The 12,533-nt window shown below is 62.0% G+C and carries 11 protein-coding genes; all 11 read right to left on the reverse strand.

Going from position 1 to position 12,533, the window contains the following annotated elements; all coding sequences use genetic code 11:
* Window positions 1-69: 69 nt before the first annotated feature.
* Window positions 70-1,239 (reverse strand): ADP-ribosylglycohydrolase family protein, encoded by a 1,170-nt coding sequence (locus tag G5575_RS17445; RefSeq protein WP_164535440.1) that lies wholly within the window; start codon window positions 1,237-1,239, stop codon window positions 70-72.
* Between the two features lie 147 nt (window positions 1,240-1,386).
* Window positions 1,387-2,856 (reverse strand): extracellular solute-binding protein, encoded by a 1,470-nt coding sequence (locus tag G5575_RS17450; RefSeq protein WP_164535441.1) that lies wholly within the window; start codon window positions 2,854-2,856, stop codon window positions 1,387-1,389.
* A 192-nt stretch (window positions 2,857-3,048) separates the two neighbouring features.
* Window positions 3,049-3,948 (reverse strand): carbohydrate ABC transporter permease, encoded by a 900-nt coding sequence (locus tag G5575_RS17455; protein WP_164535442.1) that lies wholly within the window; start codon window positions 3,946-3,948, stop codon window positions 3,049-3,051.
* On the reverse strand, window positions 3,948-4,826 hold the full coding sequence (locus tag G5575_RS17460) for an ABC transporter permease (RefSeq protein ID WP_235936124.1): 879 nt from the start codon (window positions 4,824-4,826) through the stop codon (window positions 3,948-3,950). Before G5575_RS17460 ends, G5575_RS17455 begins: the two co-directional genes overlap by 1 nt.
* A gap of 137 nt (window positions 4,827-4,963) precedes the next feature.
* On the reverse strand, window positions 4,964-6,019 hold the full coding sequence (locus G5575_RS17465; RefSeq protein WP_164535444.1) for a LacI family DNA-binding transcriptional regulator: 1,056 nt from the start codon (window positions 6,017-6,019) through the stop codon (window positions 4,964-4,966).
* A 212-nt stretch (window positions 6,020-6,231) separates the two neighbouring features.
* Entirely contained in the window at window positions 6,232-6,921 is a 690-nt protein-coding gene (locus G5575_RS21305; protein WP_207633240.1) for a gamma-glutamyltransferase, read from the reverse strand.
* Window positions 6,921-7,889 (reverse strand): gamma-glutamyltransferase, encoded by a 969-nt coding sequence (locus tag G5575_RS21310; RefSeq protein ID WP_207633241.1) that lies wholly within the window; start codon window positions 7,887-7,889, stop codon window positions 6,921-6,923. The genes G5575_RS21305 and G5575_RS21310 overlap by 1 nt, the downstream gene beginning before the upstream one ends.
* A gap of 2 nt (window positions 7,890-7,891) precedes the next feature.
* On the reverse strand, window positions 7,892-8,773 hold the full coding sequence (locus tag G5575_RS17475) for an ABC transporter permease (protein WP_164535445.1): 882 nt from the start codon (window positions 8,771-8,773) through the stop codon (window positions 7,892-7,894).
* Complete coding sequence (locus tag G5575_RS17480; protein ID WP_164535446.1) at window positions 8,766-9,719, reverse strand: ABC transporter permease; 954 nt, start codon at window positions 9,717-9,719, stop codon at window positions 8,766-8,768. Before G5575_RS17480 ends, G5575_RS17475 begins: the two co-directional genes overlap by 8 nt.
* 84 nt (window positions 9,720-9,803) lie before the next feature.
* Window positions 9,804-11,330, reverse strand: a complete 1,527-nt coding sequence (locus G5575_RS17485) for a peptide ABC transporter substrate-binding protein (protein WP_207633243.1) — start codon at window positions 11,328-11,330, stop codon at window positions 9,804-9,806.
* Between the two features lie 142 nt (window positions 11,331-11,472).
* Window positions 11,473-12,402, reverse strand: coding sequence for a 2-hydroxyacid dehydrogenase (locus tag G5575_RS17490; protein ID WP_164535447.1), 930 nt, complete (start codon window positions 12,400-12,402; stop codon window positions 11,473-11,475).
* Window positions 12,403-12,533 lie beyond the last annotated feature (131 nt).

Here is a 12,533-nt window from a genome sequence, read left to right on the forward strand (position 1 = left end):
AGGTCGTGGCAGTTGCGGTGCAAGCGGCCTCGTGGTTCGACAGGCTCACCAAGAGGTCTTGGAGGAGCATCAGGCCAAACCCAGTTCCGCCCTGGCCACCCAGCGCGCCTCCGATGCCGCCCGATCGGCGGCGATGATTTTTCTCGCAACATCCGCGAAGGCGTCCGCTGAAGCTTGCAGAGCCATCCGGTTGGCCCGGTCGATCTGCGCCGCGTCCTCGCTGTCGATCACGGCCTCGCCATGCATGGCGCCAAGGATTGCGCCGGCCATGACGCCGATCGAGTCCGTGTCGCGGCCCGAATTTATGCCATCGACGATGCTCGTGCGGAAATCGCCGTCGTTCAGCAGGCAGAAGCCCAAGGCCAGCGGCAGTTCTTCGATCGCCATCAACCGGCTCGGGCGGTAGGCGTCGGACAGTCGGCCTGCCTTGTCAGAGCGATGATTGACGTCGTCGCCCATTACCGAATAACGGCCGATCACTTCGTGGAAGGCCTTGTACACCGCTTGATTGTCATCGCGCTGCCCGCGCAGGCGTCGGGCCGTTTCGGCGATGTCGGCGATTGCGGCATGGGTGCCGTCCTTGGCCAAGGCCAGAACGGTGTCGACGATCGCGTCGACAGTGGTGTTGGGTACGAAAGCTGCTGCGACAGCTGCAGCCATAACCCCGGCGGCCTCGAGCCCGTAGCTTTCCTGATGCCCGGCGGCGAAAGCGATGGCCTCGTCATAGGCCGCGCGAGGATCTGCAGCATTCACCACGCCGATCGGCGCGATATACATGGCCGCTCCGCAGTTCACCATATTGCCGATGCCGCCCTGTCGGGGGTCGCAATTGCTAAGCTGGTGGCGCTGGAAAATCCATTTTTCGGGATAGAACAAGCGGTCGATCAGCATGGCCTCGCGGTCGAGCTCAGGCACCCAGCGCGGCGTCCAGGCGATCTGGCGCACCATGCCATCGGCCATGTCCCAAGCATCGAGATGCCGTCCGGTCTCGGCATAAATATCCATCAGCGCCAGCGTCATCAGCGTATCGTCGGTGACGATGCCGTCGCCGCGAATGCGATGGTTCCGCTCGGCCGCCGGCAGGTCCATCTTGTGCCAGCGCGTCATCACCGACGTCACCCGCCCATAGCGCTCGCGAATCTGCGCAGCCGACAGCTTCTCCACCGGCGCCCCAAGCGCATCACCCAGCGCAATGCCATGCAACATGCCGCGAATGCGAGACTGGAGGGTTGGGGTCATCGGCACTGGTCTTTCAATTTATCTGTCAGTCACTGACGTTTCAGTCGACTCCTCCCCCTTCTTCAGGGGAGGGTCGGGGTGGGGGTGCTGGCGCCTCCACGTGTTGGGAGGTTGCGGAAGGCGAAGAACCCCCACCCAGCCTCCCCCTTAAGGAGGGGGAGGAGTCGCTCTCGTTGTTGCGGAGCTAGCTGCCCAACACCGTCGCCGCATACTCCGCCATGCGTGCACCGCCCGCGGGTTGTACTCGTCGACGAATTGCTGCCACTGGTCGAGGGTGGCCTCACCCGTCACGAAGCGGGCGACCCAGGAGCGATAGACCTGCTCGGCGGCATCGACTTCGGCGGCATATTCGGCCGGCCAGACGAAGGCATTGTCGGCGACAAAGCCGTTCTTGATGTTGTCGAGCGCAGTCTGCGCCGTGGGCGACAGCAGCGGGGTCGGCGGGGTCCAGTTGGCGGCGTTGAAGAAGCGCGCATACCAGGTCGAAATCTGGTCGGTGAAAGTCACCGCGCCATCTGCGCCGACCGTGTGGTGCACATCGGCAAAGCCCAGACGTTCGAGGTCCTGGCCTTCCTTGGACGCCATGAAGTCGAGCAGCGCCACGGCCGCTTCCTTGTTTTCGGAAAGCGAGGAAATGGCCCAGCCACGCGACTCTTTGGAAACGTCGACCGCAGCCAGACCCTGCCCGCCGGGGCCGGTCGGAGCCGGCAGCACGGCCAGTTCGATCTCTTCGCCAGGATGGGCCTGGCGCATTTTGCCGGCATAAATGTCGATGACTTCGGGCGAGGAGCCGAAAATCACCCCGGCCTTGCCGGTGTAGAACTTGTCTTCCTTGACGTCGAAGGTGTTGGTGACGAATTCCTTGTCGAACAGGCCTTTTTCGGCCAGACGCGCATAGAACTCGATCTTGGCCTTTTCAGCGTCGGTGACGCGCGAATTGACCCACTGCCCTTCGGCATTCTTCATCCAGGTGCCAGTGACGCCGAACGCCTGGTTGAAGATGGAGTCGAGTTCGCTCGTATTGCCGAAGCCGGTCAGGCCCAGCGTGTTGCCCGGCGTACCATCGCCATCGAGATCGGCATCGTGGATGGCCTGGAACAGGGCTTCGTATTCCTCGACCGTGGTCGGGGCTTCGAGGCCGAGTTCATCCAGCCAATCCTGACGGATCACCGGTTGCGGCCCGCGCGGCGGGTAGATGTAGAGCAGGTATGGGTAGTTGGCGAGGCGCTCGACATTGTGCGGCCAAAGCGCGGCCTTGATGTTCTCGGAGCCTTCGATCCAGGGCGTCAGGTCTTCCAGGATGCCCTGTTCGGCCATCTTCTGGTCGCCGCCCTGGAAGTAGATTACGTCCGGAATATCGCCCGACAACAGCATGACGCCGAGTGCATCGGCATAGGCAGCCGTGCCGCTGGGCAAGTCGATGGTCTGGATGTCGATGTCGTGGCCCTTGGCCTTGAGCCCCGCTTCGATCTCCTCGATCAGCCGCACGTCATCGGGGTTGGTGGTCAGCAGATCCTTGCTGACCAAGCGCAACGTCGTCTGCGCCATGGCCGGGACAATGCTCGCCCCCAACATGGCCACGGCCGTCGTGGCCAGAAGCAGTTTCTTGAAAGTCATTGTTCGTCTCCTCCGTTTCTTAGTCACACCGCTTGCACGGAATTCTTTCTGGATGGTGGCCCCCACCCAACCTCCCCCTGCAGAAGGGGAGGAGGCAGCTCGGCGTCTGTGGCACGCCTAGCGCCTCCCACCGGACCACTCCTCCCCCGCCTTACGGGGAGGCCGGGTGGGGGCTCTTGGCGCGACCATCCCTCATCCCTTGAGCGCCCCTGACATCGTCCCCTTGGTGAAGAATTTCAGGATCAGCGGGTAGATCGCCAGGATGGGCAGGATGGTGATGAAGATCATTCCGGCTTTCAGAGCGCGGATGTTGATCTGGGCAGCGCCGATATTGCCGCTGGCATTGGCGGCGCCGACGATCGCCACGCGGTCGCCCTCGATAACGAATTGGCGCAGCACTACCTGGAGCGGCCACTTGGTCTGGTCGTTGAGGTAGATCATGGACCGGAAGAACTCGTTCCAGTGCAGCACGAGATAGAAGAGCGCGATGGTGGCGAGAGCGGACCTGGCCAGCGGCAGCACGACCAGGAAAAAGGTCTGGAACGGGTTGGCGCCGTCGAGCTCTGCCGCTTCCAGAAGCTCCTTGGGGATTTCCTCGAAAAAGCGCACGAGGATGATCAGGTACCAGGCGCTAATTACCTTATACATGATCACGGCCCAAGGCGTATTGAGCAGGCCCAGCCGCTTCATCAAGAAATAATCCGGGATAATGCCCGGTTCGAAAACGATGGTCACCAGTACGGCGATGAAGATCAAGCGCCGGCCCGGGAGGCCCGGCCGCGACAGGCCCCAGGCCATGAGCGCGGTGCCCAGGACACCAATCGTCACGCTGGTCGCCGTCATCCAGATCGAGTTGAAGAGGCCGCGCTGCACATTCGGGTGCTGCAGCAACAGCGACCAGACTTCGAGCGAGAACCCGTCCGGAATGATCGACAATCCGGAGAACCCGGCGACGCGGCTTGGTTCTGTGAACGACAACGCCAAAAGGTTGAGCAGTGGCTGCAAAGTGAAGACCACCAGCAACAGCAGGGTCGAAACGATGAGGATGTATTCGATCCGTTCGAGCGGCGTGCGGCGGGACTGGCTGGCCATTACCACACTCCCTTTCCGGTCAGGCGCTTGCTGACGAGATGCGAGGTGACGATCAGGACCATGCCGATCACGGCCTTAAAGAGCCCCGCTGCCGTCGCCAGCGCATATTCGCCTGTCGAAAGACCGAGTCGGTAGACATAGGTGTCGAGGATGTCGATCGTCGAGGCGTTGACGTCGTTCTGAAAGTTGATGACCTGATTAAGGTCGGCGCTCAGGAACAGGCCCATGTTGAGAATGAACAGGGTCGCGATGGTCGGCACAATGCCGGGAATGGTGACGTGCCAGATCTTCTGCCAGCGATTGGCGCCGTCGATTTCGGCAGCTTCGTAGAGCTGCGGATCGATGGCAAAGATCGCGGCCAGATAAAGCAAGCTGTCCCAGCCGGCAGACCTCCAGATTTCGGAGATCACCAAGACCCAGCGGATCGAGGCGGGATTGGTGAGGTAATTGCTCGGCGCGCCGAAACCCATGGCCTGCTGGATCTGCCCGACCGCGCCATCGGTCGGCGACAAAATCGCGATAAAGACGCCGGCGATCACCACCCACGACAAGAAGTGCGGCAGGTAGATCGCTGACTGGATGGTGCCACGCAGCTTGCCGTTGCGAATTTCGTTCAGCAGCAGCGCGACGATGATCGGCACGGGAAAGACGAAGGCGATCTTCATCGCCGAGATGATCAGCGTGTTTGCCAGCACCTGATAGAAGATCGGCGAGGCGAAGAGCTGCTGGAAGTTCTTGAGCCCGACCCAGATATTGGGCGGGATGATGCGCACCTGCTCGAAAGCCATCTTGGCTTCCCATATCGGGACATAGTGCCAGATGAAGAAGAAGAGGAGGCCCGGCGCCATCATCGCGTAGTAGGGCCACCACTGGCGCAACTTGGCACGCCAGTCTTGTACGGATGCAGCTCCTGAACGTTTGTTCAGGACCCGTTCACGCAAGACCTCCAGGCTCCCGGGAACGTTCCCATCCGAGAGCACGTCAGCGACCTTTTGCCCGTCCTTGGCAACCATGCCTAATTCCTCCCTGCCCCAGCCGCTCGCTTGGGCGCCATGCTCGACAGGTCGGCGAGTGATCCCCGCTCTAAGAGGCGGCATGGCATGTAGATGCGCCGATGTTCCGGCTTGTGTTCGATTTCGTCGAAGAGACCCTCGACCGCCCGCTCCCCGATGGCGCGACCAGGCTTGGCGACGGTCGTCAGCCCCGGCCAGGCGAACTCGCCCGACGGAATGCCGTCAAAGCCCAGAACCGAGACATCGCGCGGGCAATCAAGCCCGGCGTCGCGCACCGCCATCATGGCGCCAAGCGCCATCATGTCATTGGCGGCAAACACCGCGAGATGCCCGACGCGTGGCTGGTCAAGCAGGCGTTTCATGGCCTCGCGCCCGCCCTCGACCGTATATTCCCCGTCCTCGATCGGCATGATGGCCGGGTCGATATCGCGCTCGACGCAATGTTCGTGCACGGCACGCAGAAATCGCGCTCGGGCAAGGCGAGACTTCGGCCCGAGGATCAAGGCCGGCGCCCGGTGCCCCTTGGCGACAAGATGATCCAGGCCCAGGCGCACCGCCTGGGCAATATCCGAACCGACACTTGAAATGTCAGGAAAACGCTCAGCGCTCGACCCGATGAACAGGCATGGCAGGCCAAACCGGTCGAGGTCGTCAAAACTGTCCGAAACCGGATTAACGATGGCGCCGTCGACGCGTGCCCGGCGCAGCGTGCGCAGATGCGCTGCTTCCGCCTCGGGATCCCAATCGGACGAGAAGACCAGCAGCGATGCCCCTGCCCGCGCCGCCCGATCCTGCGCGCCGCGCGCCACATCGGCCCAGAACGGATTGGTAATATCCGGAATGACCAGCCCCAGCATGCCGCTGCGGCCCGATCGCATTCCCACCGCAAGGTGATTGCGCTCGTATCCAACGGCCTCGGCCGCCTTGACCACGCGCTCCCGCGTTTCCTCGGTGATATTGGACGAACCCGCAAGTGCCCGCGCAGCAGTGCTCTTCGACACACCAGCGCGCTCGGCAACATCGATAATGGTGGGCCGACGATTGCGGCTTTGTCCCATGGCTCTTCCCTATAGCCGGATCCTCCTCCAGCTTTGTGGGAACGTTACCGCAGACACAGCCAATGTCAACCAGCTTCACAAGCTTTCATTATCTCACACCCCTCCCGGCTGAGGATAAGTTTGTCTTGCGCAAAACGTGGGCATCCATCTGGCTTGCGCTTTTCGTGGAGAAGATCATTACGTTGGCGCTTCAGCGAAGGACATGCCCCGATCTACGCCAGAGCGGCCGCCATCCCGGTTCGGCGGAAATCCGCGCTGGCCAGCAAGCGCTCTCCGTCCCGCCAACTCATCTGGAACGATCCCTGGTTCCAGTCCCATTGCGGCATGGGTCCGAGCAGCAGACCCATGGATGTGAGCTCGGTCACCGTCTTGGCCGACAAGCGGCTCTCGACATGGAGGGTGTAGTCATCCTCGAGCGGCAGCATGCGCGGCGCGTCGGATGCCGACTGTGGGTCCATGCCGAAATCGAGGATGTGGACGAGCATCTGCGCCACCGTGGCATAGACATTGCCCGGCGTGCCGAGGGCCAGCCAGGGCGCACCGTTGTTGAGCACAAAGGTATTGCCCAAGATGTTGCGCATGCGGGCGCCCGGCACGCGGAAGTTCGAAAAATGCGCACTCATCGATGTCTGCTCATGCGAGCCCATCATGAAGACGCCGTCCACTGCCATGCCCGGAATGCCGCCGGACTGGATGGTGTTCATCATCTGGATCCAGTTGCCCTGGGCATCGACAATCGAGATTTCGCAGGAGCCGACGGGCGGCTTGCGGCTGGCGCTGTTCCAGCCGCTGGCGGCGAGCGCCGCGTGGCCACGGGTCAGGCGCACATGCTCGGTCAGGTCGACATGCGGTTTGCTGGCCGCGATGAGCCTGGCCTGGCTCGCGTGATAGGCCGGATCCATCAACACCGCCGCGGCGTCGCCCCCACCACCGGATCATGCATGAAGCCGCAGGCCTGTTCGGCGAGCCGCAGCGCATGGGCCATGGTAAAGACATAGTCGGCGCCAAAGGGCTCCATCTGGCTGATGCCGGCATGATCGAGAATGCCCAGCACCATCGCGCAAAAGGCACCTTGCCGCTCGGGCGGAGCCAGGCCGACGATCTCGTGGCCGCGATGGCTAAAGCGCAGCGGCGTCTGCCAGCGCGGCGGATTGGCCGTGAGGTGGTCGAGGCGCACCGGCCAGCCGAGTTCGTTGCCAGCAGCTACAAAAGCCTTGGCCCAGCCACCGGTCGTAAAATAATCCGGCCCCTCTTCTGCAAGCCGCTTCATGGTCACGGCAACGGCCGGGTTGCGTACCACCTGCCCCACTGGCGTCAGATAGCCATTGGGCATGAAGACGGCGCGGCCGGACTCGAAATAGGTGCAGAACGGGGCGGCAAAAACGTTGACACCATACTCGAACGAGGACACGGCGTGGCCGCTCTCCGCCCATTCCACTGCCGGCGCGCAAAGCTCGGCCCAGCTTTTGCTGCCATAGCGATCATGCAGCGCCGCAAGTCCGGGCATGAAGCCGGGAATGGCAGCTTGCGGGCCCGGAGCCCCCTCGCGGGCCCAGCCTCCCACCCCGTTAATGGGGCGAAACGGCGGCATGTCGGGTGCCAGTGTGCCCAGGGCGTTGAGTTGCTGGGCTTCGCCCTTGGCGCCATCCCAATAAAGGCAAGACACCATGCCGGCATGGCTGGTCAGATGTGGCTCGACCACGGCTTGCACCAGCGCCGCCGCGATGGCCGCATCAGCAGCATTGCCGCCGTCGGCCAGAATGCGGATGGCAGTTTCGGTAACTATCGGATTACCCGTACTGGCCACGGCGCGGCCCTCGGCCAGGGGTTTTGGTCCCTGGTCGGCGATATAGCTCTCAAGCGGGCGCATGCTTACTCCCGAGGCTCCATGGCGTCACGCAATCCGTCGCCTAGGAAGTTGACCGCCAGCACGGTGAAGAGGATAAGGAGACCGGGCGGGATAGCGAGCCAGGGCGCAACGCTCAGCCAGGAACTGGCGCTGTTGAGGAGGTTGCCCCAGGTGGGAACCGGCGGCTGGATACCGAAACCCAAAAAGGAAAGGGCTGACTCCAGCATGATGGCGCTACCGACCGCCAATGTCGCCGAAACGGTGATCGGACCGATGGCGTTGGGAAGAATATGGCGGAACATCAGCCGCGCGCCCCCTGCCCCCAAGGCGCGCGCGGCCTCGACGAATTCGCGTTCGCGCAAAGCCAGGAACTGGCTTCGCACGAGGCGCGCCGTCCCCATCCAGATCAGCATGCCGACGATGGCAACGAGGAGCGGCGGGCTTGGCCGGAAGAGACCGGACAGCAACAGAACAAGCGGCAACGTCGGGATGGACAGCATCACGTCGGTCGCCCGCATCAGGATCGTATCAGTCCAGCCTCGGTAAAAGCCGGACAAGGCGCCAACCAGAGTGCCGGCGATGGTGGCAATGATCGCGCCTGCGAGGCCGACTGCAAGAGATACCCGCCCGCCATGCATCAGGCGGGTCATCATATCGCGGCCAAGTTCATCGGTGCCGAGCCAATGCTGTGCCGTCATCGGCCCTGGCGAGCCGATCAACATGAAGTCCTGCCCATCATAGGTGTAGGGCGAGAAGAACGGTCCGAGAATGACCGTTAGCGCCAGGAGCAACAGGAAGACGAGGCCAAAGACGGCGCCCCTGTGCCTCAGGAAGCGTTTGACGACGCGCCGGCCGTAGCTCTGGGGCGGTCTGGCAGAAATGGCGGGCGCACTGATATCAGCCATAACGGATCCTTGGATCGAGCGACGCATAGGCGAGGTCGGCGATAATATTGGCAAGGATGATGCCAAGCGAACCCATCATCATGAGGCCCATGAGCATTGGGTAGTCTCGTCCGTCCATGCTTTCCATGAACAGCCTGCCGATGCCGGGCCAGGCAAAAACCGTTTCGGTGATGACCGCGCCGGAAATCACCGTCGCAAAGTCGACGGCAATGACGGTGACGGCAGGAATCAAAGCATTGCGCAAGGCGTGCAAAATGACGACGCCGCGCTCCGACCGGCCTTTGGCGTAAGCGGTGCGGATATAATCCTGGTTGAGGACATCGATCATGCCGGATCGTATGAAGCGGCTCCAGCTTGCAATCGTCGCGAGCGAGAGCACCGCGGCCGGCATGACGATGTGGCTGAGCCGGTCCATGAAGTCGCCGCCGCCGATCGACTTGTAGCCTGCCGACGGAAGCCAGCCGAGCTGGACCGAGAACAGCAATTGCAGCAACAGGGCCAGCCAGAAAACCGGAATGGAAATGCCGGCAAACGAGGCCAGGGTCAGGCTAGAATCCAGCTTCGATCCGCGGCGCGATGCGCTGATGATGCCCAATGGGATCGCCAGCAGAAGCGAAATCAGCAGCGCCAATCCGCCCAGCTCGAGCGTCGGTCCAAGTCGCAGAACGATTTCGCTCAGCACCGGTCTTCCGGTGCGGATCGAGTAGCCCCAGTCGCCCAAAACCATGGACTTGAGCCAAAGCACATATTGAACCGGTACGGGCTGATCGAGACCATAGGCGGCAGCGATCTGCGCCAGCGCTTCCTTACTGACCGCCGGATTTTCGGTGTACATGTCGAGGGGGCCACCCGGCGCCAGATGAATGATGGCGAACAGAATGACCGAAATACCCAGCAGCAGAGGGATGGCGCTCAGCAGTCGTCGCAGCACGTAACCTAGACTCATGCCGCCTCCGGGTTGATGGGCACGTTAGAAAAACAGATACGCCGCCCGGCAGGAACTCTCCGGGCGGCGTTCTAAGGAAAGGTCTTAGCCTTCCATATACCAGGCAGCGGTATCGACGAAGTTGGTCATGTTCGTAGGGTTCGGCACGAAGTTCTTGAGCTTGGTCGTTTTGGCGATCAAGGCAACGTTGTTAACCAGCGAGATCGTGGGCAGGTCTTCCGCCAGGATGGCCTGGAACTTGGAGGCCGCGACCTTGCGTTCTTCAGGGTCCAGCGTGTTCTCGAATTCGGCCATTGCGGCATCCAGTTCCGGATTGGAATAGGACTGGCCATTGTTGGCGCCGCCCGTGCCCCAGAAATCATGATAGACCGGGTTTGCCGAGGTGATCCAGCGGCCATAGATCAGGTCGTAGCCGCCGTTGTAGCGGGCTTCGCGATAGGCGACGCCGGTCTGGTTGTTGGCGGTCGCTTCGATACCGATGGCCTTGAGCTGGGCGATGATCACCTGCTGGGCCAGCTCGTCGTCGGCGCGGCCGGACTGCACCATGAAGGCATAGCTCAGGCGCTCGCCGTCCTTTTCGCGAATACCGTCGCTGCCCAGGGCATAGCCGGACTCGTCCAGCAAGGCGTTGGCGGCGTCGACATCGTAAGCCAGCACCGGAACGCTGTCGTCATAGAAGTCGAACACTGGCACGACCGGCGACTTGATTGCCTTGGGGAAGCCGCCCTGCGCGCGAATGATGACTTCGCGATCGATGCCCATGGCAATGGCCTTGCGCACATTGAGGTCGGCCAGCGAGGGGCGCTTGAAGTTGAAGTCGAGGTGCTGCCAGCTGAGCTGGGGACCTTGAATGATTTCGATCCCCTCGATGCCCTGAACCTGGTTTGCCTGGCTATAGGGGGTCGAAACCACCATGGTCACTTCGCCCGACTTGAGTTGGGTGATCAGGGTATTGGTATCGGGGATCATCTTGAAGATGATGCTATCGAGGTAGGGCAGCTTGTCGCCGTTCTCGGCGGTGCGCCAGTAATCGTCGTTGCGAACGGTCTCGACATACTGGCCGCGCACGAACTCGTTGACCTTGAACGGGCCGGTACCAACAGGGGTTTCGTTATAGGACGAGGTGTTGAGGTCGGTGCCCTCGAGTAGGTGCTTGGGCATGATGCCGAAGGTGAACAGCGTTGCGGCGAAGGTCGGCGCAATGGTGTTATAGTTGACAATGACGGTGTAGTCGTCCGGGATATCGATGCTTTCGACTTCCGAGGAGCCATCCTTGGACTCGGCGATGAAGGCCGGGTCCTTGACCGCTTCCCACGTGTACTTCACGTCAGCCGCGGTGAAGGGTTCGCCGTCGTGCCACTTGACGCCTTCGCGCAGCTTATAAGTGATCTGCATGGTCTTGCCGTCCTCGGACACGACGATGCCGCCATTTTCAACGGTCGGCACTTCGGTGGCGAGAACGGGGACATAGTTGGCGTCCTTGTCCGGCGCGATGAGCCCCTCGATCACGGCAGCCTGGGCGTCGCCGAGGAAACCGGTCGAGTACGGGTTCATGGTGTCGATCTCATAGGTGAGACCAACGATCAGCGTACCGCCGGGGCCTGGGCCCAAGCGGGGAAAGCGCGCATTGTGGAGAGTGCTGCAGTACCGGCAAGCATGCCTTGAAGCACGACGCGGCGTGAGAGTTTAGTGTTCATTTTCGTCCCTTCCTTGATCTTATACTTAGTCGCACACGCCGGTTTTCCGGTCTTGTTCAATAGCCCAGATTGCGATCGACGACGTTGCGCACCGGCTCGCCGTTCTCGAAGCGTCGGATGTTCGCGGCCATCTCCTTGACCGCCATATGCTGGTGGGTTGGCGCCGCCACATGCGGCGACAGCCGGACCTTGGGGTGACGCCAAAGCGGGTCTTCGGCCGGCAGCGGCTCGGTGCGAAAGACATCGAGCGCCGCGCCGCTGAGCTTGCCGCTGTCCAAAGCCGCGATCAGGTCGGCATCGACAACGTGACCACCACGCGCGCCGTTGATGAAGAAGGCGCCGTCGTTCAGCACGTCGAGCAGCTTGGCATCGACAACGTCTGCCGTTTCGGCCGTCAGCGGCAAGAGGTTGACCAGAATGTCGGCGCCGCGTGCAGCGTCCAGCAGTTGATCCTTGCCGGCAAAGGTCTTCGCACCCTCGACATCGTGCTTGGAACGCGCCCAGACGCGCGTGTTGAAGCCGAAGCGCACGAAATGCTCCGCAACCGGCCGACCCAGCGCACCGGCGCCCAGCACGGTGACCGTCCGCTCGTTGGCAAGCTTTTCTGCCTTCGGAGACCACTCACCCTTGGCCTGAAGCTCGGTGTAGAGGAAGAGATTGCGGTGCCAGGCGAGCGCCTGCGCCAACACCCACTCGGCCATGCCAAGCGCTAAGCCCTCATCCACGAGGCGGACGATCGGTAGTTCGTCCGGCACTTCGCCGCTGGCGAGCAGATGCTCGATGCCGGCATTGAGGCTTAGGACGAGCTTCAGGCCCGGGACAGCGCGGATGACGCCGGGCAGCGGACGGCCGACGACGATGAATGGCACGTCGGCATCGCCCGCCTTGGGCTGCTCGGTCAGGACCTCGAAATCCGGCAGCTCTGCACGGAAAAGTTGGGCCAGTTGTTCAGGATTTCCGCGCGAGGCAATGAATAAACGTTTCATGACAGGAGCATGATGTGTCCAGCTTGGATCATGCAATGGCCGAAAAAATTCAAATTCCCAGCACTTGAGATCATGCAATCTGGAATTTGGCCGCAAAACAACAAAGCACGCGCCGGGTCTGGCGCGTGCTT

The organism is Devosia aurantiaca (assembly GCF_011058215.1).
In the GTDB taxonomy this organism is placed as follows: domain Bacteria; phylum Pseudomonadota; class Alphaproteobacteria; order Rhizobiales; family Devosiaceae; genus Devosia; species Devosia aurantiaca.

Excerpts from the sequence above, each read along its gene's own strand:
- G5575_RS17445 (WP_164535440.1), bottom strand. The coding sequence starts at position 1,239 with ATGACCCCAACCCTCCAGTCTCGCATTCGCGGCATGTTGCATGGCATT.
- G5575_RS17450 (WP_164535441.1), bottom strand. The coding sequence starts at position 2,856 with ATGACTTTCAAGAAACTGCTTCTGGCCACGACGGCCGTGGCCATGTTG.
- G5575_RS17455 (WP_164535442.1), bottom strand. The coding sequence starts at position 3,948 with ATGGCCAGCCAGTCCCGCCGCACGCCGCTCGAACGGATCGAATACATC.
- G5575_RS17465 (WP_164535444.1), bottom strand. The coding sequence starts at position 6,019 with ATGGGACAAAGCCGCAATCGTCGGCCCACCATTATCGATGTTGCCGAG.
- G5575_RS21305 (WP_207633240.1), bottom strand. The coding sequence starts at position 6,921 with ATGGATCCGGCCTATCACGCGAGCCAGGCCAGGCTCATCGCGGCCAGC.
- G5575_RS21310 (WP_207633241.1), bottom strand. The coding sequence starts at position 7,889 with ATGCGCCCGCTTGAGAGCTATATCGCCGACCAGGGACCAAAACCCCTG.
- G5575_RS17475 (WP_164535445.1), bottom strand. The coding sequence starts at position 8,773 with ATGGCTGATATCAGTGCGCCCGCCATTTCTGCCAGACCGCCCCAGAGC.
- G5575_RS17480 (WP_164535446.1), bottom strand. The coding sequence starts at position 9,719 with ATGAGTCTAGGTTACGTGCTGCGACGACTGCTGAGCGCCATCCCTCTG.
- G5575_RS17490 (WP_164535447.1), bottom strand. The coding sequence starts at position 12,402 with ATGAAACGTTTATTCATTGCCTCGCGCGGAAATCCTGAACAACTGGCC.